This window comes from Bacillus sp. PS95 (assembly GCF_037963565.1).
In the GTDB taxonomy this organism is placed as follows: Bacteria; Bacillota; Bacilli; order Bacillales; family Bacillaceae; genus Bacillus; species Bacillus subtilis.
Genome location: NZ_CP150160.1, coordinates 4,133,474 through 4,158,117, shown reverse-complemented (window position 1 = coordinate 4,158,117; position 24,644 = coordinate 4,133,474). Strand labels below are relative to the sequence as shown.

The 24,644-nt window shown below is 42.0% G+C and carries 27 protein-coding genes and 2 pseudogenes; 15 read left to right on the top strand and 14 right to left on the bottom strand.

Annotation, left to right across the window (positions count from 1 at the left end; all coding sequences use genetic code 11):
- The first annotated feature begins 79 nt into the window (after positions 1-79).
- Positions 80-979, top strand: coding sequence for a type II CAAX endopeptidase family protein (locus tag NSQ12_RS21600; protein WP_015250787.1), 900 nt, complete (start codon positions 80-82; stop codon positions 977-979).
- On the opposite strand, the gene NSQ12_RS21595 is transcribed toward NSQ12_RS21600, so the two are convergent.
- Positions 976-3,045, bottom strand: coding sequence for a thioredoxin domain-containing protein (locus NSQ12_RS21595; protein WP_339175619.1), 2,070 nt, complete (start codon positions 3,043-3,045; stop codon positions 976-978). The two genes, NSQ12_RS21600 and NSQ12_RS21595, sit on opposite strands and share 4 nt — an antisense overlap.
- Before the next feature lie 348 nt (positions 3,046-3,393).
- Here NSQ12_RS21595 and tet(L) point away from each other — a divergent pair, with 348 nt between their 5' ends.
- Complete coding sequence (gene tet(L), locus NSQ12_RS21590; RefSeq protein ID WP_339175617.1) at positions 3,394-4,770, top strand: tetracycline efflux MFS transporter Tet(L); 1,377 nt, start codon at positions 3,394-3,396, stop codon at positions 4,768-4,770.
- 105 nt (positions 4,771-4,875) lie between these two features.
- On the opposite strand, the pseudogene NSQ12_RS21585 reads toward tet(L), so the two are convergent.
- The 3 genes and pseudogenes from NSQ12_RS21585 to NSQ12_RS21575 all read right to left on the bottom strand — a co-directional run.
- Positions 4,876-5,023, bottom strand: a pseudogene (locus tag NSQ12_RS21585) (DUF255 domain-containing protein); the annotation flags it as partial.
- 258 nt (positions 5,024-5,281) lie between these two features.
- The gene (locus tag NSQ12_RS21580; RefSeq protein ID WP_015715072.1) at positions 5,282-5,848 is read right to left on the bottom strand and encodes a dihydrofolate reductase family protein; all 567 of its coding nucleotides are present in this window, start codon (positions 5,846-5,848) and stop codon (positions 5,282-5,284) included.
- Between the two features lie 158 nt (positions 5,849-6,006).
- Positions 6,007-6,363 carry an MmcQ/YjbR family DNA-binding protein gene (locus tag NSQ12_RS21575; protein WP_029726097.1) on the bottom strand — a complete coding sequence of 119 codons (357 nt, stop codon included), beginning with the start codon at positions 6,361-6,363 and terminating at the stop codon, positions 6,007-6,009.
- A 383-nt stretch (positions 6,364-6,746) separates the two neighbouring features.
- Here NSQ12_RS21575 and satA point away from each other — a divergent pair, with 383 nt between their 5' ends.
- Entirely contained in the window at positions 6,747-7,268 is a 522-nt protein-coding gene (satA, locus tag NSQ12_RS21570) for a streptothricin N-acetyltransferase SatA (protein ID WP_227058017.1), read from the top strand.
- Positions 7,269-7,335: 67 nt separating this feature from the next.
- On the opposite strand, the gene NSQ12_RS21565 is transcribed toward satA, so the two are convergent.
- Together NSQ12_RS21565 and NSQ12_RS21560 are read right to left on the bottom strand one after the other, a co-directional pair.
- Positions 7,336-7,938 carry a YitT family protein gene (locus tag NSQ12_RS21565; protein ID WP_017695807.1) on the bottom strand — a complete coding sequence of 201 codons (603 nt, stop codon included), beginning with the start codon at positions 7,936-7,938 and terminating at the stop codon, positions 7,336-7,338.
- A 1-nt stretch (position 7,939) separates the two neighbouring features.
- Positions 7,940-8,380 (bottom strand): GNAT family N-acetyltransferase, encoded by a 441-nt coding sequence (locus NSQ12_RS21560; protein WP_128738552.1) that lies wholly within the window; start codon positions 8,378-8,380, stop codon positions 7,940-7,942.
- Between the two features lie 119 nt (positions 8,381-8,499).
- Here NSQ12_RS21560 and NSQ12_RS21555 point away from each other — a divergent pair, with 119 nt between their 5' ends.
- The 3 genes and pseudogenes from NSQ12_RS21555 to NSQ12_RS21545 form a co-directional block, all read left to right on the top strand.
- Positions 8,500-8,952: a MarR family transcriptional regulator gene (locus NSQ12_RS21555; RefSeq protein ID WP_003226875.1), complete on the top strand. Its 453-nt coding sequence runs from the start codon at positions 8,500-8,502 to the stop codon at positions 8,950-8,952.
- A gap of 171 nt (positions 8,953-9,123) precedes the next feature.
- A complete protein-coding gene (locus NSQ12_RS21550; protein ID WP_116315643.1) occupies positions 9,124-9,786 on the top strand; it encodes an MBL fold metallo-hydrolase in 663 nt (220 codons plus the stop codon).
- Between the two features lie 16 nt (positions 9,787-9,802).
- A pseudogene (locus tag NSQ12_RS21545) lies at positions 9,803-9,936 on the top strand (LysR family transcriptional regulator); the annotation flags it as partial.
- Positions 9,937-9,960: 24 nt separating this feature from the next.
- On the opposite strand, the gene NSQ12_RS21540 reads toward NSQ12_RS21545, so the two are convergent.
- The 3 genes from NSQ12_RS21540 to NSQ12_RS21530 form a co-directional block, all read right to left on the bottom strand.
- Positions 9,961-10,440 (bottom strand): DUF2798 domain-containing protein, encoded by a 480-nt coding sequence (locus NSQ12_RS21540; RefSeq protein WP_122895811.1) that lies wholly within the window; start codon positions 10,438-10,440, stop codon positions 9,961-9,963.
- A gap of 82 nt (positions 10,441-10,522) precedes the next feature.
- Positions 10,523-10,966: a GNAT family N-acetyltransferase gene (locus NSQ12_RS21535; protein ID WP_227058018.1), complete on the bottom strand. Its 444-nt coding sequence runs from the start codon at positions 10,964-10,966 to the stop codon at positions 10,523-10,525.
- Between the two features lie 13 nt (positions 10,967-10,979).
- Positions 10,980-11,858 (bottom strand): LysR family transcriptional regulator, encoded by an 879-nt coding sequence (locus NSQ12_RS21530; protein ID WP_015715067.1) that lies wholly within the window; start codon positions 11,856-11,858, stop codon positions 10,980-10,982.
- Between the two features lie 187 nt (positions 11,859-12,045).
- Here NSQ12_RS21530 and NSQ12_RS21525 point away from each other — a divergent pair, with 187 nt between their 5' ends.
- Complete coding sequence (locus tag NSQ12_RS21525) at positions 12,046-13,260, top strand: MFS transporter (RefSeq protein WP_227058019.1); 1,215 nt, start codon at positions 12,046-12,048, stop codon at positions 13,258-13,260.
- A 32-nt stretch (positions 13,261-13,292) separates the two neighbouring features.
- On the opposite strand, the gene NSQ12_RS21520 is transcribed toward NSQ12_RS21525, so the two are convergent.
- On the bottom strand, positions 13,293-14,132 hold the full coding sequence (locus NSQ12_RS21520) for a pentapeptide repeat-containing protein (protein WP_003226887.1): 840 nt from the start codon (positions 14,130-14,132) through the stop codon (positions 13,293-13,295).
- Between the two features lie 145 nt (positions 14,133-14,277).
- On the opposite strand from NSQ12_RS21520, the gene NSQ12_RS21515 reads away from it, so the two are divergent.
- Together NSQ12_RS21515 and NSQ12_RS21510 are read left to right on the top strand one after the other, a co-directional pair.
- Positions 14,278-14,667, top strand: coding sequence for a nuclear transport factor 2 family protein (locus tag NSQ12_RS21515; protein WP_130573102.1), 390 nt, complete (start codon positions 14,278-14,280; stop codon positions 14,665-14,667).
- Between the two features lie 67 nt (positions 14,668-14,734).
- Positions 14,735-15,523, top strand: coding sequence for a hypothetical protein (locus NSQ12_RS21510; RefSeq protein WP_339175610.1), 789 nt, complete (start codon positions 14,735-14,737; stop codon positions 15,521-15,523).
- 37 nt (positions 15,524-15,560) lie between these two features.
- Here the strand turns inward: NSQ12_RS21510 and NSQ12_RS21505 are convergent, their stop codons facing one another.
- Both NSQ12_RS21505 and NSQ12_RS21500 read right to left on the bottom strand, forming a co-directional pair.
- The gene (locus NSQ12_RS21505) at positions 15,561-16,298 is read right to left on the bottom strand and encodes a MerR family transcriptional regulator (RefSeq protein ID WP_339175609.1); all 738 of its coding nucleotides are present in this window, start codon (positions 16,296-16,298) and stop codon (positions 15,561-15,563) included.
- Between the two features lie 159 nt (positions 16,299-16,457).
- Complete coding sequence (locus NSQ12_RS21500) at positions 16,458-17,768, bottom strand: MFS transporter (protein WP_029726109.1); 1,311 nt, start codon at positions 17,766-17,768, stop codon at positions 16,458-16,460.
- A 434-nt stretch (positions 17,769-18,202) separates the two neighbouring features.
- Between NSQ12_RS21500 and NSQ12_RS21495 the strand changes: the two genes are divergently transcribed.
- Positions 18,203-18,649 (top strand): DUF6376 family protein, encoded by a 447-nt coding sequence (locus NSQ12_RS21495; protein WP_015715059.1) that lies wholly within the window; start codon positions 18,203-18,205, stop codon positions 18,647-18,649.
- Between the two features lie 32 nt (positions 18,650-18,681).
- Here NSQ12_RS21495 and NSQ12_RS21490 read toward each other — a convergent pair whose 3' ends face one another.
- Entirely contained in the window at positions 18,682-19,611 is a 930-nt protein-coding gene (locus NSQ12_RS21490) for a manganese-dependent inorganic pyrophosphatase (RefSeq protein WP_003226902.1), read from the bottom strand.
- A 205-nt stretch (positions 19,612-19,816) separates the two neighbouring features.
- On the opposite strand from NSQ12_RS21490, the gene hypR reads away from it, so the two are divergent.
- Entirely contained in the window at positions 19,817-20,194 is a 378-nt protein-coding gene (gene hypR, locus NSQ12_RS21485) for a transcriptional regulator HypR (RefSeq protein WP_014478546.1), read from the top strand.
- Between the two features lie 31 nt (positions 20,195-20,225).
- Here hypR and cotF read toward each other — a convergent pair whose 3' ends face one another.
- The gene (gene cotF / locus NSQ12_RS21480; RefSeq protein WP_003243364.1) at positions 20,226-20,708 is read right to left on the bottom strand and encodes a spore coat protein CotF; all 483 of its coding nucleotides are present in this window, start codon (positions 20,706-20,708) and stop codon (positions 20,226-20,228) included.
- 145 nt (positions 20,709-20,853) lie between these two features.
- Between cotF and NSQ12_RS21475 the strand changes: the two genes are divergently transcribed.
- The 4 genes from NSQ12_RS21475 (at position 20,854) to rplI (ending at position 24,619) form a co-directional block, all read left to right on the top strand.
- A complete protein-coding gene (locus NSQ12_RS21475; protein ID WP_003226909.1) occupies positions 20,854-21,003 on the top strand; it encodes a hypothetical protein in 150 nt (49 codons plus the stop codon).
- A 224-nt stretch (positions 21,004-21,227) separates the two neighbouring features.
- On the top strand, positions 21,228-22,157 hold the full coding sequence (locus NSQ12_RS21470; RefSeq protein WP_015715057.1) for a YybS family protein: 930 nt from the start codon (positions 21,228-21,230) through the stop codon (positions 22,155-22,157).
- A 36-nt stretch (positions 22,158-22,193) separates the two neighbouring features.
- A complete protein-coding gene (gene gdpP / locus NSQ12_RS21465; protein ID WP_003242517.1) occupies positions 22,194-24,173 on the top strand; it encodes a cyclic-di-AMP phosphodiesterase GdpP in 1,980 nt (659 codons plus the stop codon).
- Positions 24,170-24,619, top strand: a complete 450-nt coding sequence (gene rplI / locus NSQ12_RS21460; protein ID WP_003226915.1) for a 50S ribosomal protein L9 — start codon at positions 24,170-24,172, stop codon at positions 24,617-24,619. Before gdpP ends, rplI begins: the two co-directional genes overlap by 4 nt.
- The last annotated feature ends 25 nt before the right edge of the window (positions 24,620-24,644 follow it).

Sequence of the window (24,644 nt, the reverse complement as noted above, 5' to 3'; positions counted from 1 at the left end):
TTCCAAAACAGTAGATTCATAGACCAATTTATGCAAATATATAGTAATATTCTCATTGAAAGGAAGAGACATAGAAGGAATGAATTCATTTATCCGTCCTATAGAAGGAAACAATACGTTGTGGAGATATTTTTTCGCTTTTTTGGTGATGGTAGGGTTATATGTATTCGGGAATATAGCTTACCTTTTCGCTATACTGTTCACGGTTATTGTGAATCCCAATATCACGTTTGATTTGGATGAAGCTGTGCTGAGTGATCCTCTCGTAGATCTTTATTTGTCCCATGTGATTTATTTATTCGCCATTCCGGGAGTTTGGCTGGCTGTGCGCTTTATTTTGAAGCGGCCTTTCCGAACTGTGATTACACCAAATTCAAAGATGAATTGGCGGAGAATTTCCTTTGGTTTTATTGCTTATTTCTTGCTGATGATCGCCGTACAATTGATTGATTTTGCGATTCATCCTGATAGCTATTCAATGCAAGAGTTTAATGCCTCACGCTTTATCTGGCTGCTAGCGGCTGCCCTCATTTTGGTTCCGATTCAGACATCAGCTGAGGAACTGTTTTTCAGGGGATTTTTGCTTCAAGCTTTCGGGAGATTGACGAAAAATCCTCTATTTTTGACACTGATTGTCGGAGGATTGTTTGGCGTATTGCATTTTGCGAATCCAGAAATGAACAATGGCGCTGTCTGGGCAGGAATTGAGTATTTAACATTTGGTTTTGTGTGGACCTATTACACGATTAAAACTGGAAGCATCGAAATATCACTTGGCGCCCATGCCGCGAATAATATGTTTTTGTGTATGTTTATTACAGAAAAAAACAGTGTGTATGGAGGAATTCCTTCTCTGTTTACGGTTACGCGGGGGAACCCGATGTGGGAGGCTTTCTTTACGATAGCGGTCAATCTTGTGTTTGCGGGGATCGCTTTATGGTACCATAAGAAATCAAAAAGTAAGCAGCAAGGGTCTTAATCCCTGCTGCTTATTAACGTTTGGATGGCTTCTTCGATATTTGTTGTCGGCTGCTGGCAGGCGAAGTTTTCACAAATATACACGGTTGTTTTGCCGTCTATGATGCGGTAGTCTGCTGCAAATGGCGCAATGTCTTTGCATTGCTCGGGCTGCTCTGCCACCAGAATGGAGTCGTTAGGCTTAAAGGCTTTTTGAAGCTCCGTTATGATTTGTTTTCTGGCTGGATCGTCTGCACTTCCAAAAATCACGATTTCTTTCTTAGGCATCAGATGCCTTAACACACTTTGCATAAAGAAAGCATGGCCGCTCGGATACGCGTCGATGTCTGGCTTGAACACGGAAAACATCGCTTCTGCTTTTTCAATTAGTGATAAGTCGCCTGTGACTTGTCCAAGACGAAGCAGCTGAACGGCTGCCACACTGTTTCCGGAAGGCACGGCGCCGTCGTACACTTCTTTTTCCCGTACGATTAAGGCTTCTGCATCATGCCCGGAAAAATAGAATCCGCCATGCTCCTCATCCCAAAATAAGCCGATCATATCGTCTGTCAGTTTCTTCGCTTTTTGTAAATAAGAAAGATCAAACGAAGCTTCATAGAGATCCAGATAAGCCCATAGGAGAAAAGCGTAATCGTCGATAAAGCCTTTGTTTTTCACTTCGCCATCACGATATCGGACCATCACACGGCCGTCGATGATTAATTTGTTTTCAATAAATGTGATGGCGTCTTTCGCTAGGCTGAGATATTTCGGCTCCTGGTATACCTTTGCCGCTTTCGCAAGACCCGCGATCATCAGCGCGTTCCATGAGGTCAACACTTTATCATCGACATGCGGATAGGTTCTTTCCTCGCGTGTCTTCAAGAGCTGCTGTCTTGCGTCTTCGAGTTTGAGACTGAGCTCTTTTTCGGTTAACCCGGCATCCTCTTTGATTTGTTCTCGCTTTGTGTGAATGAGGTTAGGAATATTTTTGCCTTCAAAGTTTCCTTCTTCAGTGATGTCATACACTTGGCAATACAGCGTTCCGAGATCGTCTCCGAGCGTTTTTAGAATCTCTTCCTTTGACCACACGTAGTACTTTCCTTCTTCTCCTTCTGTATCCGCGTCTAAAGCAGAGAAAAAGCTTCCGTCTTCATGAGTCATTTCCCTCTGAATGAACGTAATGATCTGCTCACAAATCTCTTTATAGCGGCTGTTTTGCGTGACCTGATAGGCTTCTGTATAATCGGTCAGCAGCAGCGCATTGTCGTACAGCATTTTTTCAAAGTGGGGAACGAGCCACTCGTCATCGGTCGAATAGCGGGCGAACCCATAGCCGATATGATCGTAAATGCCGCCATTCGCCATGCTGTCCAGCGTTTTCGTCACGTTGTATAAAGCGTTCTCCTGCCCCGTATTGTGATGATAACGAAGCAAATACATCAGCATATGGGGCATCGGAAATTTCGGTGCCTGCCCGAAACCGCCGTAGATCGTATCAAACCCGCTGGCAAGCTGCTGGAATGTCCGGGAAATCGCTGACTCGCTAAGGCCTTCGCCTGATTTGGCGGCTGTTTTGGTCTGCAAATGTTTAGCGGCGTTCTCCGCAATATCCTCGACATGCTCACGGTCGTTCGCAAACGTCTCAGACAGATGCTCAAGCACATCAACAAAACCAGGACGATTGAATTTGCTCGTCTTTGGAAAATATGTACCCGCGTAAAACGGCTTCTGATCAGGCGTGATAAACACATTCAGCGGCCAGCCGCCCTGCCCGGTCATCAGCTGGCAGATTCTCATATAAACAGAATCCACATCCGGCCGCTCTTCCCGGTCGACTTTAATCGCCACAAACCGTTCATTGAGAAGACGCGCGATTTCTTCGTCTTCAAAGCTTTCGTGAGCCATAACGTGGCACCAATGACATGTCGAATAACCGATGCTGACCAGAACCGGCTTGTTTTCGCGTTTTGCTTTTGCAAATGCTTCTTCTCCCCACGGGAACCAGTCCACAGGGTTGTGGGCGTGTTGGAGTAAATAAGGAGACTTTTCAGCGATTAATCTATTGGGTTTACTTTTATTTGGCATGGGATCACCTTCTTCCTAAGTTGGTTATATTCAGGTTACCACAGTTATCCTAAACAAATACAATAACTGACTGCTTATCGATAATTGTGATGTGAAAATATAAACTAATGTTTCATTTTGCCACTTGAGATAAATGCGAATAACGTTTTTCCTTGTTTCGCAATCTGGTCAAATTTTTATAAAAAAAGTAAAAGTTTAAACCTTAGTCTATATATAATAAGATCATATCAATCAAATGTAGGGGGAGTTATTATGAAGTGCAATAAAATGAACAGGGTACAATTAAAAGAGGGAAGCGTATCAATGACCCTATAAACTGCGTCTGCCCTCATTAATGGAGGGGAAATTGTGAATACGTCTTATTCACAGTCAACTTTACGGCACAATCAAGTTTTGATTTGGCTTTGTGTTCTATCATTTTTCAGCGTATTAAATGAAATGGTTCTGAACGTCTCATTACCTGATATTGCCAACGAGTTTAATAAACTGCCAGCAAGTGCAAACTGGGTGAATACTGCCTTTATGTTAACCTTCTCCATTGGAACAGCTCTATATGGAAAGCTATCAGACCAGCTGGGCATCAAAAATCTGCTTCTATTTGGGATTATGGTAAATGGCTTAGGGTCGATCATTGGATTTGTTGGACACTCTTTCTTTTCTATACTCATTCTAGCCCGGTTTATTCAAGGGATTGGTGCAGCCGCATTCCCAGCTCTTGTGATGGTTGTCGTTGCGCGCTATATTCCAAAAGAGAACAGGGGGAAAGCATTTGGCCTGATCGGGTCCTTAGTAGCAATGGGAGAAGGTGTTGGGCCAGCTATTGGCGGAATGGTTGCTCATTATATCCATTGGTCGTATTTGCTGCTTATTCCAACTGCAACAATTATCACCGTTCCATTTCTTATAAAATTGTTGAAAAAGGAAGAGAGAATAAGAGGACACATTGATATGGCAGGGATTATATTGATGTCTGCAGGTATCGTATTTTTTATGCTGTTTACAACATCTTATAGATTTTCTTTTCTGATCATCAGTATCCTTGCTTTCTTCATATTTGTGAAACACATTAGGAAAGCTCAGGACCCTTTTGTTGACCCTGAATTAGGGAAAAACGTCTTTTTTGTGATTGGAACCCTTTGCGGAGGACTAATATTTGGTACAGCAGCAGGATTTGTCTCTATGGTTCCTTACATGATGAAAGATGTTCACCATTTAAGTACTGCAGCAATTGGAAGCGGCATTATTTTCCCCGGAACAATGAGTGTCATCATCTTTGGTTACATTGGGGGATTGCTTGTTGATCGGAAAGGTTCCTTGTATGTACTAACTATTGGAAGTGCATTGCTTTCTTCCGGCTTTTTAATCGCTGCCTTTTTTATAGATGCAGCACCATGGATCATGACAATTATAGTAATTTTTGTTTTTGGGGGGCTATCTTTCACAAAAACAGTTATATCTACAGTTGTGTCTAGCAGTTTGAAAGAAAAGGAAGCGGGCGCTGGAATGAGTTTGCTTAATTTCACGAGCTTTTTATCAGAGGGAACGGGTATTGCGATTGTAGGCGGTTTATTATCTATCGGCTTCTTAGACAATAGGCTGCTGCCTATTGACGTTGATCACTCTACCTATTTGTATAGCAATATGCTCATACTTTTTGCAGGAACCATTGTTATTTGTTGGCTAGTAATCTTGAATGTATATAAACGTTCGCGGAGGCATCGCTAAATGAGTGAAAGGGTCAATCTTGTGAAAGTAATCCAAGGTTGATCCTTTTTTGTAAAATGAATAAACATGGCATCAATAGCATGTTCTTTAGATTAGCCATCGTTAGCTATACCCCATAGATACGAGAACAGGCTTGTTTTCGCGTTTCGCTTTTTCATATGCTTCTTCTCCCCAAGGGAACCAGTCCACAGGGTTATGAGCATGTTGAAGTAAAATAAGTAGACTTCTCAGCGATTAATTCTATTGGGTTTATGGTTAGTGGGCATAGGATCACCTCTTAGCCGATTTACTTAAAAGAGGGAGAATGAAATATACTATAATGTTTAATTATGTTAATGCGTCCTTTCCAGTCTTCTTTTCTTTTAATACAAGAGAATGGATATTTTTAGCTCTGTTAAAGTTGATAATTCAATAGTATTAAGGGGAACCCATTGGAGTCCCCTTTAGTTCAATAAGAAAAATAACTGTCGAGTGTTACCTTACAATGTATATTTTGGAGGGAAAGATTTTTTTAGCCATTCCAATGATAAACGATTTGCACAACGCCAGAGGAAAATGTTCTTGTATTCACCATTTTTAAATTTATCCTCTGTTTTACATCAATAAACAACGGTTTTCCTTCTCCCAAAACAACAGGGTGAATAGATAATCTAAATTCATCAACAAGCCCCAAATTTATAAAAGTTGTAATGAGACTCGCTCCACCATATAGCCAGATGTCTTTGCCAGACTTTTTCTTCAATTTATTTACTTCTTCAAGAATATTATCATTTATAAATATGGCTTGATTATCAATCTCATTTTGTGTTCTGGAAAAAACATATTTCTTTTTACTATGGACCAATTTCCAAAGTTCCTTTTCTGTATCAGGATCTTCATTTTTTGGAATATATTGTCCCCATAAATCGTAGCTTTTTCTGCCATATAAAATAGTATCAATTTGATTTAAGAAATCAGTAAACCCCATATCAGGGTCCATAATGCACCAATCAACTTCTCCATTTTTCCCTTCAATAAAACCATCTAAAGTAACTGCTAAATCTAAAATGATTCTTCTCTGTTTTAAGTTATTTGTCATAACTATTCATCCTTTTCCATAAGAAGTTGGTAGAAATTCTTCTCCCACTCACACACCAGATGGACTAAGTTGCGTTTGTGGACAAAGTGAAGAACAATATCTAAAATGAAAGTGCCCACTACTCTCCGCAGCTCGATTAGCAGAAACACTCTTTATCTTCACTTGGTTAAATGAAAGCTCTGCTCGATTAAGTTATAGATTTCGCCTTCTGGATCTGTCCGTTCTAAAACAATTGAAATCCAATGTTCCTTATCCATATGATATCCGGGTAAGACATTTTCCCCGTTTCTTAAGCTATCACTTATTTCAGGGGGACATTTTAGATTTAGAATATCTATTTCGCCATGACCATCCAAGCCTAATTTTTCTGGGAGAACATTCATGATAAGACCGTACCATTTTTTGTTTGATGTATGTCTCAAAGAAGCATAGTTTGGGTATTTCTCCCACGGGTAATCAGGCGATGTACCGTATTTTTCTTTGACGTGTTTAAAGATATCTTCTCTTGTTAACATACTCAATCACTCCTTTATTCACTCTACTTTCTTCTTGAAAAAGTCAAAGAGCGATCCTTGGTTGTCCTTTGGATACTTCAATAGAGATGTCATCAATGGCAGAAGCTGTGTCAAAGCTTCCTCTCTCCACGGATACTAGTCAACAGGGTTGTGGGCGAGTTGAAGGAAGTATGATATTTCTCATTGAGTTTATTGTTAGTGGGCATAGGTTCATCTTATTTTCTCTTTTACTGTACCACAAGCCTCTGTTGAAATACCTCATTAAGATAGTGAAATATATAAGGTAATGGATGCCTTACCTAGTGCTGTTCTCTTTTGGAAGCTGTTATTGAATAGTATCGAAACGAGTTTACTAAATATTATCTCAATTGGCGGAGATTGATATGATCATTAAAATGACTCAATTGAATTTGAAAGATTTCAATAAACCAAATGAACCTTTCGTTGTTTTTGGGAGAATGATACCTGCTTTTGAAAACGGTGTTTGGACATATACTGAGGAACGATTTTCTAAACCTTATTTTAAACAATATGAAGATGATGAAATGGATGTTAGTTATGTTGAAGAAGAGGGAAAAGCGGTTTTTTTATATTATGTTGAAAACAACTGCATCGGTCGGATTAAGATTCGTTCTAACTGGAATGGGTATGCACTAATAGAGGACATTGCCGTTGCAAAAGACTATAGACAAAAAGGCGTTGGAACAGCATTATTACATAAAGCGATTGAGTGGGCAAAGGAGAATCGCTTTTGTGGTCTTATGCTTGAAACACAAGATATTAATGTTTCAGCTTGTCGTTTTTATGCCAAACATCACTTTATAATAGGTGCAGTTGATACGATGCTTTATTCCAACCTTCCAACAGCAAATGAAATTGCGATTTTTTGGTACTATAAATTTTAATTTATCATAAAATTATTGAACGAAACGTAGCTTGTTTTGCGTTTCGTTTTTTCAAAGAAGAGGTTTTTTAACCCCTTCTTTTTTTTGATAAGAATTGTTTTTCCACAATAGGCATAAAAACGTGAAGGATCATTCCTCCTAAACAGACGGTTAATAGGGTTCCGATGCCGATAGGGCCTTTAAAGATGATGGCTAATACTAAGAAAAGAGCGTATACCAATGTTCTTGAAAACAAGATTGTTCTTTTGGAGAGATCTCGGATAATAAGTGTTAAATGATCGATGGGTGTTGATGCGAATTTCGTCTGAAGATAGATGGCTGTTCCAAGACCGATGAGCACCAATCCAATTCCGAAACAAATCAGTTTGCTTAACAACGCATTTAGATAGATGGTGTTTTTTACAACAAACAACCATAGGTCAATGCCTATTCCAGTAATGAATGCTGTAATTAAGCCTAGCAAAATAGGTTTTTTTCTCGTTAATATAGCGTTGCAGATTAAGAGGATCACAGAAATAAGGACCTCCCAGCTCCCTACGGTAAGACCGATTTCTTTTGACAGACCAACCAAAAGGGCATCGAAGGGTGATGTGCCCAGTCCTGATTGTATGGTTAAGGAAATGCCCAAACTTAATATGAGTATGCCTAATCCGTAAAAAATATATTTCATGTTAAATCCGCGATATGTCTTTTGTCATCAAGACATGAGGGATGCCGTCTTCCATAAATGCCTGTGAAGAAATCTGGTAGCCCAGTTTTTGATAAAAGCCTGCTGCTTGTGTTTGACCATGCAGCTTACATGCAGTCAATCCTTTTTCTTTTATGATTTCTTCTAACCCGCTTACGATGACTTTCCCCAATCCGTACTTACGGTAAGGTTTTAGGATGCATATTCTTTCCAGCTTTGCTGTATGGTCAACGATGCGCACACGGCCCGTGCCGACAGGCTGATTCTCATGATATACCAAGACATGCTGGCATTGTTCCTGGAGCGTATCAAATTCATCGAACTCTTCGGATTCCGATACATGTTGCTCCTCAATGAAAACCGTCTTTCTAATATTCAAAGCTTCATGTAAATCAGCTTCAGTTGTTATTCTTTTTATATTCATTATGAATCAATCCTTTTCTGATATTAGTCTGGACTGTACAGCATGCATGTGGTCTTATAATAGTAAGGTTAAAACATTTTTGTTGTAATTGCAACAAAAATACGTGAGGGGTTTTAGGAATGAATGATATTTTGCGTGAGATCGGCATGATAGCAAGAGCGTTGGATTCCATAAGCAACATCGAATTTAAAGATTTAGACTTAACAAGAGGGCAGTATCTCTATCTCGTGCGTATATACGAAAATCCGGGAATTATTCAAGAAAAATTGGCGGAAATGATAAAAGTGGACCGGACAACGGCCGCGCGGGCCATTAAGAAGCTGGAAATGCAGGGATTTATTCAAAAACTGCCGGATGAGCAAAATAAAAAAATAAAAAAACTGTTCCCGACTGAGAAAGGGAAAAAGGTATATCCATTGTTAAGAAGAGAAGGAGAACATTCCACGGAAGTGGCCTTGTCCGGTTTTACTTCAGAGGAAAAGGAAACCATTTCTGCACTCCTTCATAGAGTGAGGAAGAATATAGAACGTGATTGGGAGTATGTGAAGAAGGGGAACAAGAGGGATTATTAATGGACAATGTTAACAAGTCGAGCTGATGCTGGCGAAAATCGGCGTCTCCTCCTCAAGAATACCGGTCCGCTGGAGTGTGGGACCATTTTCAAGATAATATGCCTTGAAAATAGTCCGTTCACTTCTATTTTTCTTTTAAACTATCAAAAATCTCCAAAGGGAGTGGTTTGCGTGAACTTGAGACAATTATCAGAGCATGTCTATCAATGTGAATTTGAGCTTGATGTGCCTCTTCGGATTCCGGTTCATACCTGGTTTATCAAAGATGGTGATGATGTATATATTGTTGATACGGGAATAGAACGTTTTGCTGATGCTCAAATTAGGGCAGCGTTAGCGATCGGCAATCCAAAAGCCATTTTGCTTACCCATGGCCACAGTGATCATATCGGAGGTGCATCAAAATGGTTAGAGAGATTTGATATTCCGATTTTTGCGCACCAGAAAGAACTAAAGTACATCAATGGGGAAGAGCCATATCCGAACAAAAATGAAGTGGAGAACACAGGGGTAGCCCATATTGTCCAGCCGCTGACGGAGCAAACGCTTGCTCACCTGCCTCTGAAATACTATTTAACACCTGGCCATTCTCCGGGGCATGTCGTGTATGATCATAAAATCGATCGTACTCTTTTAACGGGTGACCTTTTTATCACAAGTAAGGAGGATTTACACCCACCTATAAGAAGATTCAGTGTTGATATAAATGAGAACATCGATAGCGGTGCGATTATAGATCAAATCAAACCAACGCTCATTTGCTCTTCACATGGCGAAGAAATCCTTTATAACGAAGAATTGTATAAAAACTATGTGGTAAGGTATAGGGATTAATGGAAGTGAAAAACATAAGCTGAAAAATCTCCAGCATGGTGAAGCCCTCGATCCGATTTACTCACACCCAAAAAGAAAAAATGGCAGCTGCCTGCCGCAGAGGCTTTTGCGGAGCTTGTTTTACATTCGATTCATGAGCAAAAGGAGTGAGTGTCAGGCTCACTCCTTTTCTATTTAAATTGCGGCTGTGAGCTTTGGTTTTACAAATTTCATGAAAATCCCTCTGACTAATGGGCCCATAATCAGTAATTGCAATGGATAGGCCAGGATGAAATTTTTCAACACAATTATAAGATAAGCACTGAAGAGGCTGTCCCCGTTCAGCCCATTTGCTAGAACCGCTGTCACTAAACCGAACACAGACATACAAAGTACCATGCCAATCACCATACAAGTTGACATGGCAAGGATGATATAAATTTTTTTAGTCTTGTCGAACGGCATGCGGAATGCAATCTTCTTGGCGAGGGGGCCCACTAACAGTAAATCGAACAGGAGGGCGACCATAAAACCGATGACCATTTCAAAAACGGTCAACAGTGAAAAATCATGAATGGCTCCGTTGATGATGGCATTGTAAATCGACATAACGCAGACCATTCCAAAACACATCATCACGCCAAATATAAGACTCTCTTTTTTATTTGCTGGCATACAATCATTCCTTCTCTCCATAATCGGTGATTAGTATACCAATGATCCGTTCATGCTCATAAGTGACAAATTTGTGAACAATCTATAAAGCAGAATCGTCTTGTTTTGTCATCAGCACATGCGGAATGCCGTCCAGAATAAATTCTTCTGATGCAGTCTGATAGCCGAGCTTTTCATAAAAGCCTGCCGCCTGTGTCTGGCCGTGCAGTTTGAAGGCAGAAATGCCTTGTTCTTTCACAATACGTTCTAATGCATCGACGATCACTTTTCCCAAACCGAATTTGCGGTAAGACTTCAGAATGCAGATTCGTTTCAGTTTCCCCGTGTGGCCAACGATACGGACACGTGCCGTGCCAACAGGTACATTCTGATGATAAGCCAGGATGTGCTGGCAATCACCGTGGAGTGTATCGAACTCATCGAATTCATCCGAAATGGGACAGCCTTGTTCCTCTACAAATACTGCCTTTCTGATTTCAAACGCTGTATGTAAATCCTGTTCTGACGTGATTTTTTTGACATTCATGCTTGAATCCTCCCTACTCAGAAAAATGGCTGATCACATATTGTTTAAAGGTCTCAGCAACCGGTGATAAAAACCTGCCTTTTATCCAGGCAATTCCTATGACACGCTGACATTCCGGCCAGCTGACGCGGATTTTGGTGATCTTGCTTTGGTCTAAGCCTTTCAGGTCTGGCAGAATAGATATGCCCAGTCCGGCTGCCACAAAACCTGCGGCAGTAGCTGCTTCTTCTCCTTCAAACATAATGTTCGGCTGTATATTGGCCTTCTCAAACAGCTCATCGACCGTCATCCGAAGCGCGTAGCCTTTTTTCAATAAAATAAAACGCTCCCCGGCAATCTCATTCAGGGTAATGCTTTCGCGACTGGCTAATGGGTGATCATTTGGCACAAATACAAAGAGTTCTTCACTCCACAGCTTGATCCATTGGATCGGATCTTCAGGCTTAATCGAAGCGAGGAGACAGAGGTCCAGATCCCCGGATTTTAACCGTTCAAGCAGCCAATAAGAGTGGTTTTGCTTCAGCTGGAAGGCAATGTTGGGGTATTCCTGCTGAAAGGAGCCGATGAGATCGGGCACGAGCGTGGTGCCTAATGTATGTAAAAAACCGAGAGAGACTACGCCTTGGTCTGGCTTTAATAAGGCTTGGATTTCTTCTTTTCCTTCAGTGTACTCCTTCATCATCGCCTGAACCCGCCGCAAAAAAATGTGTCCGTATTGATTTAAGCTAATGGATCGTCCTTGCCTGTCAAATAGCGGGACGCCCAAATGATTTTCCAGCCTGGCGATAGAGCGTGAAAGCGCAGGCTGTGTGATGGAGAGGCTTTTTGCGGCTTTCGTGACGTGCTGCATCCGGGCCAGTGTTTGAAAATATTCAAGTTGTTCCCATTCCAATTATCATCCCTCCTTTATTACATGTAAGCATGAAAACGATATTTTATATGCATTATACAACATATATCAACGGTGCTAAGATAATAATATAAACAGACTCGAGGATGTTTGAATTCGGAAGAAATAAAGGATGGTTGTTTATGAATGGCAGTGCTCCACAACATGATGAGGGACCGATAAAGTCCCGATGACATACATTCAAAAAGGCACACCGGTTTTTCGAAAAATTACGTTTGCTTTCTTCGCTGCGGGTTTCAATACATTTGCGATTCTATATTGCGTACAGCCGCTCATGGAGGAATTCACGCGGGAATTTCATGTAACGCCTACTGCGGCGAGTCTTTCTTTATCTGTTACCACAATGCTGTTAGCTGTGAGCATGCTTGTCTTTGGTTCATTATCCGAGGTGTGGGGGCGCAAGCCGATTATGGGTGTTTCCATGCTGGCCGCATCGGTTCTCTGTCTGGCATCGGCCTTTAGTCCGAACTTTCATACGCTGCTCGTATTGAGAACCATTCAAGGCGTTGCGCTCGCAGGCCTTCCGTCGATTGCGATGGCTTATCTCGGGGAAGAAATTGAACCCGGAAGTCTTGGGTCGGCGATGGGGCTGTATATCAGCGGAAATGCAATCGGCGCCGTTTTCGGAAGGATCGTTTCCGGGCTCCTGAGCGAGTACTTGAATTGGCATATGGCGATGGGGGCAATTGGTGTCATTAGTTTGATTGCTAGTATTATATTTTTTATGAATTTGCCGCCATCCAGGCATTTTACGCCAAGAAAATTGAAGCTCGGGAAATTGGGAATGTCTCTGGTCGGCCACTTGAGGGACCGAAAATTATTCAGCTTGTTTCTCATTGGTTTTTTGCTGCTTGGAAGCAATGTTGCATTGTTTAATTACATTGTGTATGTGCTGTTGGGCCCGCCGTATTCGCTTAATAAAGCATTTGCCAGCTGGATATTTATTGTGATGATTGTAGGCATTTTCAGCTCGTCTTTCATTGGAAGAATGGTTGATCGATATGGCTATCCAAAAATACTGGTGATGAATATTTTCATCGTCATTGCAGGTGCTTTATTCACGATAAACAGTATGCTGGCAGTGAAAATTCTGGGGATTGCCCTCTTTACATTCGGTTTTTTCGGAGGGCATTCAGTTGCCAGCAGCTGGGTGGGCAGGAGAGCCCTTCACAACAAAGCACAGGCTTCATCGCTGTATTTGTTCTTTTATTACGCCGGTTCAAGTGTTTTCGGAACAATCGGAGGGCTATTCTGGTCTGTTTTTCACTGGCTGGGCGTTGTCGGTATGATCACCTTCATGCTGCTGGTTGCGTTATGGCTGTCGGGATACTTGGCAAGAAGTGCGAAAGTGCCGGATAAAAGGAACGAAAAAGGATTGAATTGATCAGTAAAAAAGGACCGTTAGCGGGTCCTTTTTTATTTCCAATGGGCAGGGATTCGTAAAGACAGCGGCAGCTTTGTGTTCGAATCGCCGTTGGCGGCGTTCACCTGTGCCTGTGTCAGAAAGATGCTCCCGGTCAGGTCGGCGCCGCTGAGATCAGCGTCTCTCATATCTGCACCGATAAAGTCTGTCATTCTCAAATCGGCATTTCTCAGATCGGCGGCTATGAGCAGCGCCCCTCTTAGATTTGCTCCTCGCAGATCAAGCCCTTTCAGTTTCGCGCCGATCAGGACACTTCCCCGGCTGACCTTTTTCGGGAGTTTTGGATGGCGGGCTTGGGCTCGCACCAGTTCACTTGTTTTTAACAGCCATTCATTGACCTCAGCTCGATGCTCGTCCACCTGCAGTGTCAGCAAGCGTTCTTTGCTGAGTCTGGTGAGCCTTTCTATTTTTTCGAAACTGGTTCTCAGTTCAGCATGAATCGGCTTGGCTATATCTATAGAAAGAGCTTCATGTAAATACCAGAGCATTTCGTGCAGCTGCTGCATGATAGGAAAAACATCAAACATCTGGTTGGCCGTTTCGGGGCTGTTTCGCCAATCCTTTCCCTCATAAGTGATTTGGGATACTTTTTGGCCGGCGCCAAAGCATTCATATGCAGAGCAGCCTCGAAATCCTTTTTCTCTGAGATCTTTATGTATAGAACATTGATAGTTTGATTGTAAGTTGCGGCAAGGCGTGCCCCCGTCTTTATCAAAAGCAAAATCTGCCGACTTCGCATAAGGCAAGGCGACACAGCACAGGCCAAAACAGTGCTGGCAATCCGCACTTAAATCATGATGTATATTGTCATGTAACGTTACTTCCGCAGACAATAATATTCACCCCTTCACTTGGGTACTTTGTTAAATATATCTATTTGATTATATAGGAAAAAAGGATACTTTTCATTTTGTTTTCACGGTTTCAGTGGTCTAGCGATGTATAATATATCCAATCATGATGATTGGGGGAATTCATTTGGAACAGCAATTGAAAGACATCATCTCTGCGTGTGATTTGGCAATCCAAAATGAAGATTTTGATACACTGATGAATTATTATTCGGAAGATGCCGTTTTAGTTGTGAAGCCGGGCATGATCGCGCGAGGCAAGGAAGAAATCAAAAAAGCGTTTATCACGATTGCGAACTATTTCAATCATCATATTGTCCCGACACAAGGGAAAATGATCCTGTTGGAAGCAGGTGACACGGTACTCGTTCTTTCTCAGACACTGCTTGATTCGGATAAAAAGGACTCCGAGTATGCGATGGAAAGAAGGGCGACCTATGTATTTAAAAAGAGTGCGCAAGGCGAGTGGCTTTGTGTAATTGATAATTCATATGGTACGGATTTAATTGGTGTGTAAGATATGTCTTTGATGTGCCATTCCTGCATATAATGATTCATTCAGCTGATTAGGGAAGGTGACACAATTGAATGTGTATGACATCAGAATGGCTCCTTATTGGTTTTATGAAGGCAGAGAACTTGTTCAACATCCATACGTATTTCGGCAGCCTGTCTCCTCACGTGCAATCATTGCATCTACCCGCGGCGATGTAACGGGAGACGGCGTTATTGACGAGGTCTTTCTAACTGGAAATCAAATGCCCGGCAGCCCGTTATGGAGAGATATCACATTGGTGATCCGTGATGGCAGAACCCATCAGGAGCAGCGGATTCAGCTTCAAAACAATATGGGATACAATCCGTCACTTTTTCTGGGGGATATGACAGGCGACAAGATTGAGGATGTGGCAGTAGTAATGGACACAGGGGGAAGCGGCGGTGCTATTTATGCATATGTGTTTGCCTATCTAAACAGGCAGTTCCGGCGAATTTTCAATTCAGATGTATTGAATGATGAATTAAAGTACAGTGTGAGGTATCAAAATCAATATAAAGCGAGCGTCCTCAGTCATCAGCAAAACGAAACGTATATCCTCGACCTTACTTACAAGGGCAGGGAATATTTGAATGAGATTTATGACAGCCAAGGTGTGTTAAAAATGCCGATAGAAGGATGGGTGAATCCTTTATCGGGCTTGTATCCGGTTGATTTTGACAGAGACGGCGTATACGAATTATTGGCGTACCAGCGGATAGCGGGAAGGTATAACGCCGACTCATTGGGATATGTTCAAACCGTATTGAAATGGAACGGACGGCGTTTTGCCGTTGACCGGCAGAATGTTTCGATTGTTGGCGGTGCTGTCTCGTAATCCTGATGGCTGTCACCCTATAAAGGGTGACAAAACACTACAGGTGTTCTGCAACGACAACCAAATAATAAGATAAACCGGTTTGCTGCTCTTCTAACATTCCTCTATGGAAATCATCTTGCATAAAAAAACGTGTTTGTTTTACGTAGTCTTCTTTACTTGTCGGATGCCCGTTCTGATTTAGGAACTTAAGATGATTCATGACATGCTCTTGCACGGAAGGGTCATGATACGTTACACCATTTCTTAAAAAATCAGCCATCCTATCAAGAAAATGTTTAGCCTCTATTGCCATTTTGTTCATTTCATCGACATTGATTGTATGTGTATCCAATTCAAAATCGTAACGCTCTTTTAAATACCCATTTTGTTCTGCTAAAGATTGTTTCCATTCTTCAGCGCTTTCAAATCCTTTAAACATTACCTTATGATCCATGTTTTCACCTTTTCTCGTGTATTCTAAAGATGTGTTGACTGTTTGAATGAGATGCTGATACTTTTCAATTTTCTTTTCAAACAGCTTTTTTTGTTTTTCTAATGTACTTGTTCTTTTAGCATCCTCATTTAGTAATGTTTTAATTTCTGACAAAGGAATATCTAATTCTTTGTAAAAAAGGATTTCCTGCAGTCTTTTTAGTTCTTCAGCACCATAGTACCGATATCCGGCTTCGCTTATTTCCTTTGGGGCCAGCAAGCCGATTTTGTGGTAATGATAAAGCGTTTTGATTGTGACATTCGCAATATTGGATAGTTCTTTTACTGTTAATTTCACCATCCGACTCCTCCTTTCTTCTTTCACTATGAGGCCTTACCTTTGGTTGGAGTCAAGGATAAAATGGTGGTGTTTTCGTCCGAAGACAGACTAGTGAATGTGGGAGAAAGAAAATAACACCTGGCGGATTCAAAGAAAAGAGTGCTTTTCAGCAAGCACTCTTCATTCCAGTTTAATTCGTTTTACATCCCCTAATACAAACACATAAAAAACCAATCCCAGCAACAGCACAAAACCAGCTACCAGAAAGCTGAGGGTAAAGGAGCCTGTCACATCAAACAAATACCCTGTCAGTGACGCAGCAATAATGCCTCCGAACAGGTTGTTTGCGAGATTCACCATGGAGCTCAGCATGGATACGGAACCGATCGGCGCGAGTTCTGCGGAGATGGACCAGCCGACTGGAGCGGTTGCTGAAATTCCGGCGAGTCCGATGGAAATGCAAATAATGGCTACGGTAATATTGTTCGTCAGAATGGAGCCTAAAAAGAAAAAGCCAAAGCTCATTCCGACTATGATTACGGTTCGGTACACCTTGGTGTTAGGATAGCCTTTCTTAATAAAATAATCGACGAGCCAGCCGCCGACGGCAATTCCGGAAATGGTTGAGATCAGCCACGGCACTGCCGTAAATAAACCGGACGACATGAGATCCATACCGTATGTATGTTTAAAGAAAGTCGGAAGCCAGGTGAGCAGCAGGTTGAATGTATACCCGTAACCTGTAAATCCGATCATTAAGCCCCATACTTTTCGATTGGTGAAAAGCTTTTTTAAAAGCGGGCCCGTTTTGTAAGGGATTTGCTCTGTTGTAATGGCATTGTGTTTTTGAATATAGTTTAGTTCACTTTTAGAAATGCGTTTGTGCCGTTCAGGCTGTTCATAATACTGCCAGAAAAAAATCGTAAACAGCACATTGATGCATCCAATCGTCAAAAAAGCGACACGCCAGTCAAATGTTGTGACAAGAAAGGCGACCAATGGCGCGCCGATTACATTTGAAAACTTGGCGGCCGAATCAAACAGTGAGTTTGCCAATCCCCGCTCACTTGGAGGAAACCAGAGAGCGGTTGCTTTAGAGGCAGCAGGGAACGCAGAGGCGCTCGTCAGCCCAATGAGAAACCGGAACAGATACAACAGCAATTTTCCTTGCAAAAAAGCAAGAAGGATCGTTAAAAAGCTCCATATTGTCATTCCAACCCTCGTGACCCATGCGACCCCAAAACGGTCCAGCAAACTTCCGACAGGCAGCTGCATCAGTGTATAGGAATAGGTGTAAATGGAAAACACGATGCCGAGTTCAGTTGCAGTAAGGTGAAACGAATCTTGTATCGCAGGGGCCGCTACCGAGATGGCCACTCGGTCAAAATAATTAAGAATAATAATGCCGCTAAGTAACGAAGATATGTACCATCTGGTATGCCCAGGCCGTTTCACGCGCTCTTGACTCATGATTAAAACCTCCTCTGTCATAGCATGATCTCCTGATGGAAAAACCATTCAAATTTTAAATACCACAGCGCGCTTTTATATAAACGGCAGGAATTTGACTGGAACAGATCGGTGCTTTAGAATGAAAGTAATAAAAATGAACACTCCAAAGGGGAGTAGCTTTCACAGTAAAGTCGTCATTACGGGACAAGTTGTCCTCGGCTTTGCTGGCAATCTCATTTGTTAGCGAGACCTTTGCCAAATCTGATTTGGTGAAGGTCTTTTTGTTTCAGGAACTTCACCAAATTGGTGGAGTTTTTTCATTTTTTACCAAAAAGGGAGAGGAGCATCAGAATGTCTAAGCTGAAAAAGTGGCTGAAGCGTGAATTGGTGAGGAAAGGGCTGCCGTTAGCGAAAGAGAAATTGATTCCGATCTTAAAAGAAAAAATGAAAAAGAAACGATGAGGGGGCTGAAGATGAAGATCATTTTGACAATACTTGCCGGAGTGGGACTTTTGAGTGCAGGCGGATGCGGCATGCTTGATCAGGTGAACGACGGATTGAACTATACGAGTGAAGCAGCGGGGTATGTGGAGAAGGTGAAGACATTTGCAGAGGAAGCGCCTGAATTGGCTGAGAAAGCTGTAAATGACACCGAGGCGAAAGAAAAACTTGAAGCGCAGCTTGAGTCGATTCAGAAGGATGCCGCTGATTTTAATGAATTAACGCCGCCTGATGCCGCAGCGGAGATTCATCAAACCATTCAGGAGCATAACGAAACCTTGCAGAAAAGCGCTGAAGAGGTGTTGAAACAAGCCGAGGAAGGCAAGGTATCGCTTAAAGAATTGGAGCAGTCAGACCTGGTCCAAAACGCAAAGCAAATTACTGATGTGATGGGACAAATTGAGAAGCTGGGTGAATAAGAAAAAGCATCCCGACGCGGGATGCTTTTTGCTTATTCAGCCATTGCGTCTGTTAAGACAGGAACGACTTGTTTTTTACGGGAAACAACGCCTTTTAAGAGGGCTGTGTTGTTTTCTAATGTAACGTTGAACGCTTTTTCCACTTTCGCTGCTTCGTTACCGATTGCAAGAGCAAGTGAATCATTTTCTAAGATATCTGTGATAACGAGAAGGAAGAGATCAAGATTCTTCTCAGCCACAACTTTTGAGATCACAGCTTCTAATTCAGCTTGGCGTTTTTTCACATCTTCAATGTCCACTGTGTTTACTTGTGCGATTTCGACTTTCTTGCTGCCGAGTGTAAATTCTTTCGCATCAAGAGAAATGAGCTCTTCCACTGTTTTTTTGCTTAGATCAGCGCCTGCTTTCAACATGTTCAAGCCGTATTCTTCAGCATCTACGCCAGCGATCTCCGCAAGCTCTTTTGCTGCTGCTACGTCTTGGTCCGTGCAAGTTGGAGATTTAAATAACAGGGAATCAGAAATGATCGCAGACAGCATAAGGCCGGCAATTTCTTTCTCGATTTTCACGTTATTCTCTTTGTACATTTTGTTTAAGATGGTAGCCGTACAGCCTACAGGCTCAGCACGATAGTAAAGCGGCTCAGCTGTTTCAAAGTTAGCGATGCGGTGATGGTCGATAACCTCTAAAACCTGAACCTCTTCAATGTCTTTGATGCTTTGCTGGCGTTCGTTATGGTCAACCAGGATAACGCCGTTTACTTCGTTTGCAGCTGTTTCAACAAGACGCGGGCTTTCTTGTTTGAAATAGTCAAGCGCGTATTGTGTTTCGCCGTTGACTTGTCCGAGACGGACAGGCTCAGCATTGAAGCCGAGTTTGTTTTTCAAATCAGCATAAGCAATCGCAGAACAAATCGTATCTGTGTCTGGGTTTTGGTGTCCGAAAATAAGTATCTTTTCCATGATAGCTCCTATCCTTTTTTTAAGTAGTGTAATCTTTATATAGTTTAACACGTCTTGCTGCAGGTGTAATCATGCAAACCCTTAAAAATTGATGTGAATAAGAAGCATTTTCTTTGAGCTAAGGAGAAAAGGTGTGTAAAATACTGGGTAGCTTAGTTGCAAAATGTAATGTAGTATCAAAAAAGGTACTATTGGAGGGTCAAGAATGAGTGGAAAAAAGAATATATACCCGAACAAAGAAGGCTGTCCAGTTGAATTTACTCTAGATGTCATTGGCGGAAAGTGGAAAGGAATTCTTTTTTATCACATGATAGATGGCAAGAAACGATTTAATGAGTTTCGGCGAATCTGCCCGAGTATTACTCAAAGAATGCTTACTCTTCAGCTGAGGGAGCTGGAAGCGGACGGCATCGTGCATCGTGAGGTTTATCAACAGGTGCCGCCCAAGGTTGAGTACTCTCTGACGGAATTCGGGCGAACGCTTGAACCGATTGTTTTGCAAATGAAAGAATGGGGAGAATCCAACAGAGACGTGCTGGAATCTTATCGTTCGAACGGCTTACTGAAGGATCAGCAGAAATAGCAGCAAAGGGAAAACTCCTTTGCTGCTTGTTTTATTTCATTGAAATGGCTCTGTTGGCGTTTCTGACATCGTTTTTCAACAGTTCAGAAAGGTTGTAAGACGGATAATATCCATGCTGATACATGTATCGATAAACTTGGGCGTGCAGCTGGATGGCAGCATTCAGCTGTTTGACCAGTACGTTTCTTAATTGAGGTGTTGCTGTTTCTGTAATTGCGATGGCATAGCTGCGGACAGATGTTTTAGCAAAACCGAGCAGGTCACCGCTGTAAAATGGGTTATCTGCGCGTTCTTCTTCCTCATCTTCTCTGTGCGGAGCCTGTGGAAAGAACGGAAGAAGCTCTCTCAAATTTTGCTCAACACCCTGAATAGACACGTTATAAAGCTGTCTGAGCTGAGGGTCTTTTACTTCTCTTATCATTTTCTTCAGTTTAATGAGTCCGTTTGATTGAAAAGCAACCAGCTCGTGCATTTCTAATGTTTCATGCCAAGCCAATGTTCTGCGTTCATCCATGTGAAAATTCTCCTTTATCGATCAGATTCCATATCAGCATATGCCCAACGCTCAATGTTGTTCATGATGTTTTGAAGTTTATAAAAAGGGAAATTCACCTTATATAGGATACGGGTTGAGAACATGCACAAAGAGGTGAAACACAATGTGGGACATGATAAAGAACTTTTTCTTGTTTAGCAGCGGCGTTCTGCAAGCAACAACCCTTTTACTGGTGATCTTAATTTTTATGTATGTCAGAAAAACGAAAAAGAAAAACAAGGAATCTTCTGGCTTTATGGATGATAAACATTAATTGTGATGGGCATTCTTTTCAAAGAATGTCTTTTCATTTTTTATGTTTCACATGAAACATTAGCGTCATTTTACTTGCGATTTGGACTTATGTTAAAATATAAAAGTAAAATTTAGAGATGATATAAAAACATTCGGTGCAACGTATGTTGCAGCGATGAAAAAGAGCAGTCGTTTATGCTGCTCTTTTCTATTCGTATGTTCAGGATGATACGAGGTGACTAAGTGAAACAAACGAGAGCTTTAATGGAAGGTGCTATTTTAATCAGTCTGTTTGCGATCATCACGCTTCTGGTCGTTTATGTTCCTGTGATTGGAACAATTCTGTTATTTGCACTGCCGCTGCCAATGATCTTGTATACGATCAGACATGGATTGAAGCTAGGGATATGGATGGGCGCTGTCAGTCTTCCGGTTGTTTTTATTGTCGGGTCCTTTAACGGGCTTATTGTAGCTTTTATGTCAGCTTGCGCCGGCATTGCCATGGGACATTTTTTCAAAAGGAAAGAGCCCGGGCACGCCATTATTTCGGGCGCTCTTATTTATATGCTTAGTATTGTCTTCTATTTTGTGATAAGCATTCAGTTTTTGGGTATCAATATCATTGATGAGGCGATGACACAATACCGGCAATCTCTTGATATGGTAGAAACTGTAGCGAAGCAGTCGGGCAATGCTGGACAGTTTGAGAAGCAATTAAAACTGATGGAAGAACAATTGGGTATCGTTCAATATCTTTTTCCAACAGCTATTGTGATGGTAGGAGTTATTTTTTCTTTCCTCAGTTACCTTATCGCTAAGCCGCTCTTAAGGCGATTCTCCCCCGATATTCCTAATCTAAAGCCTTTTAGAGAGTTGAAGTTTCCGCAAAGTGTTGTAGTACTGTATTTGATTATTGTCATGCTTTCATTTTTGCCTTTAGAAAAAGGCCAAATGCTGTACTCTATCGCTTTAAATGGGGAGTTTATACTCGGGTTTCTGATTTTCATCCAAGGTTTATCATTTATCTTTTTCTATTGCCATAAGAAACAATATCCAAAGGCTGCGGTTGTGATTGCTGTCATACTTGGGTTTGTGCATCCGGTCTTCATGGCAGCCATTCGCATTTTAGGCGTTTTAGATATGGGCTTTCATATAAGGAATAAGGTGAAGTGAACATGAGTTTTACTCACATGGTGGGGAGTGATAGAAATGCCAAGCTTTTATGAAAAACCGCTGTTTCGGTATCCCATCTATGCATTGATTGCTCTGTCAATTATTACAATCCTCATCAGCTTTTATTTTAACTGGATATTAGGAACCGTCGAAGTGCTGCTGCTGGCAGTTATTTTGTTTTTTATTAAGCGTGCTGATTCTCTTATTCGACAAGAGATTGATGCTTATATTTCTACGTTGTCCTACAGGTTGAAAAAAGTCGGTGAAGAGGCATTGATGGAAATGCCGATTGGAATCATGCTTTTTAATGACCAATATTATATAGAATGGGCAAATCCGTTTCTTTCCTCTTGCTTTAATGAAAGCACTTTAGTGGGGAGATCACTTTACGATACTTGTGAATCGGTAGTGCCGCTTATCAAACAAGAGGTGGAATCGGAAACGGTTACATTGAATGACCGCAAGTTTAGGGTTGTCATCAAACGGGATGAGCGTCTCTTATATTTCTTTGATGTAACAGAACAAATTCAGATTGAAAAGCTATATGAAAACGAAAGAACCGTCCTGGCATATATTTTCCTTGATAACTATGATGATGTGACACAAGGATTGGATGACCAGACGAGAAGCACGATGAACAGCCAGGTGACATCTTTGCTGAACGCTTGGGCGCAGGAGTACGGGATCTTCTTGAAAAGGACGTCTTCAGAACGCTTTATTGCTGTACTTAATGAACACATCTTAACTGAACTCGAAAATTCGAAGTTTTCGATTCTTGATGAAGTGCGGGAAAAAACCTCGTTTGACGGTGTAGCGCTGACGTTAAGCGTCGGTGTCGGGGCTTCAGTCTCTTCCCTGAAAGAACTTGGCGATTTGGCGCAATCCAGCTTGGACTTAGCACTGGGACGCGGCGGAGACCAGGTAGCCATTAAGCTGCCAAACGGCAAGGTGAAGTTTTACGGCGGTAAAACAAACCCAATGGAGAAACGAACAAGGGTGCGGGCCCGCGTGATTTCTCACGCCTTAAAGGAAATCGTCACCGAAAGCAGCAATGTGATTATCATGGGGCATAAATTCCCCGACATGGATTCTATCGGCGCAGCGATCGGGATTTTAAAGGTGGCTCAGGCAAATAACAAAGATGGTTTTATCGTGATTGACCCAAACCAAATCGGATCAAGTGTGCAGCGTTTGATTGGGGAAATCAAAAAATATGAAGAACTGTGGTCAAGATTTATTACGCCTGAAGAAGCAATGGAAATTTCCAATGATGACACACTGCTTGTGATCGTTGATACACATAAGCCGTCACTCGTCATGGAGGAACGGCTGGTCAATAAAATTGAACATATCGTGGTCATCGACCATCACCGAAGAGGTGAGGAGTTTATCAGAGATCCGCTGCTCGTTTATATGGAACCATACGCTTCTTCCACAGCGGAATTGGTGACAGAGCTGCTTGAATATCAGCCGAAGCGCTTAAAAATCAATATGATTGAAGCAACAGCCCTATTAGCTGGTATAATAGTGGATACAAAGAGCTTTTCTCTCCGCACGGGCTCGCGGACTTTTGATGCGGCTTCTTATTTAAGGGCAAAAGGCGCCGACACGGTGCTGGTGCAGAAGTTCCTGAAAGAAACCGTTGATTCCTATATTAAACGGGCGAAGCTGATCCAGCATACGGTCCTCTATAAAGATAACATTGCGATTGCTTCTCTTCCTGAAAATGAAGAGGAATACTTCGATCAAGTGCTGATTGCGCAGGCTGCCGATTCGCTGCTGTCGATGAGTGAGGTTGAGGCTTCATTTGCGGTGGCGAGACGGGATGAACAAACGGTTTGTATCAGTGCACGGTCGCTTGGCGAGGTAAATGTTCAGATCATCATGGAGGCCCTGGAAGGCGGAGGGCATTTAACAAATGCGGCGACTCAGTTGTCCGGCATTTCAGTTTCTGAAGCGCTGGAACGGCTGAAGCACGCCATAGATGAGTATTTTGAGGGAGGCGTACAGAGATGAAGGTTATTTTCTTACAAGATGTAAAAGGAAAAGGAAAAAAAGGCGAAGTCAAAAACGTAGCAGACGGTTATGCGCATAACTTTCTAATTAAAAAAGGCCTCGCGGTTGAAGCGAACGCGTCAAACATCAGCGCGCTAAACGGACAAAAGCAGAAAGAGAAAAAAGAAGCCATTGCTGAGCTTGAGCAGGCTAAGAGCTTAAAAGAGACATTAGAAAAACTGACTGTTGAGCTTAGCGCAAAATCAGGTGAGGGCGGTCGTTTATTTGGTTCAGTGACAAGCAAGCAAATTACTGAACAGCTCCAAAAAGACCATAACATTAAAGTAGATAAGCGGAAGCTTGAACTGCCGGACGGCATTCGTGCATTAGGATATACAAACGTGCCTGTGAAGCTGCATCCTGAAGTGCAGGCTGTGTTAAAGGTACATGTAAAAGAAGAAGCTTAATAGAAAAGAGGCTTGGATTCATCCA

Coding starts and splice junctions, on each gene's coding strand:
- NSQ12_RS21600 (WP_015250787.1), top strand. CDS start 80: ATGAATTCATTTATCCGTCCTATAGAAGGAAACAATACGTTGTGGAGA.
- NSQ12_RS21595 (WP_339175619.1), bottom strand. CDS start 3,045: ATGCCAAATAAAAGTAAACCCAATAGATTAATCGCTGAAAAGTCTCCT.
- NSQ12_RS21580 (WP_015715072.1), bottom strand. CDS start 5,848: ATGACAAATAACTTAAAACAGAGAAGAATCATTTTAGATTTAGCAGTT.
- NSQ12_RS21575 (WP_029726097.1), bottom strand. CDS start 6,363: ATGTTAACAAGAGAAGATATCTTTAAACACGTCAAAGAAAAATACGGT.
- satA (WP_227058017.1), top strand. CDS start 6,747: ATGATCATTAAAATGACTCAATTGAATTTGAAAGATTTCAATAAACCA.
- NSQ12_RS21565 (WP_017695807.1), bottom strand. CDS start 7,938: ATGAAATATATTTTTTACGGATTAGGCATACTCATATTAAGTTTGGGC.
- NSQ12_RS21560 (WP_128738552.1), bottom strand. CDS start 8,380: ATGAATATAAAAAGAATAACAACTGAAGCTGATTTACATGAAGCTTTG.
- NSQ12_RS21555 (WP_003226875.1), top strand. CDS start 8,500: ATGAATGATATTTTGCGTGAGATCGGCATGATAGCAAGAGCGTTGGAT.
- NSQ12_RS21540 (WP_122895811.1), bottom strand. CDS start 10,440: ATGCCAGCAAATAAAAAAGAGAGTCTTATATTTGGCGTGATGATGTGT.
- NSQ12_RS21535 (WP_227058018.1), bottom strand. CDS start 10,966: ATGAATGTCAAAAAAATCACGTCAGAACAGGATTTACATACAGCGTTT.
- NSQ12_RS21525 (WP_227058019.1), top strand. CDS start 12,046: ATGACATACATTCAAAAAGGCACACCGGTTTTTCGAAAAATTACGTTT.
- NSQ12_RS21505 (WP_339175609.1), bottom strand. CDS start 16,298: ATGGTGAAATTAACAGTAAAAGAACTATCCAATATTGCGAATGTCACA.
- NSQ12_RS21500 (WP_029726109.1), bottom strand. CDS start 17,768: ATGACAGAGGAGGTTTTAATCATGAGTCAAGAGCGCGTGAAACGGCCT.
- NSQ12_RS21495 (WP_015715059.1), top strand. CDS start 18,203: ATGAAGATCATTTTGACAATACTTGCCGGAGTGGGACTTTTGAGTGCA.
- NSQ12_RS21490 (WP_003226902.1), bottom strand. CDS start 19,611: ATGGAAAAGATACTTATTTTCGGACACCAAAACCCAGACACAGATACG.
- hypR (WP_014478546.1), top strand. CDS start 19,817: ATGAGTGGAAAAAAGAATATATACCCGAACAAAGAAGGCTGTCCAGTT.
- cotF (WP_003243364.1), bottom strand. CDS start 20,708: ATGGATGAACGCAGAACATTGGCTTGGCATGAAACATTAGAAATGCAC.
- NSQ12_RS21475 (WP_003226909.1), top strand. CDS start 20,854: ATGTGGGACATGATAAAGAACTTTTTCTTGTTTAGCAGCGGCGTTCTG.
- gdpP (WP_003242517.1), top strand. CDS start 22,194: ATGCCAAGCTTTTATGAAAAACCGCTGTTTCGGTATCCCATCTATGCA.
- rplI (WP_003226915.1), top strand. CDS start 24,170: ATGAAGGTTATTTTCTTACAAGATGTAAAAGGAAAAGGAAAAAAAGGC.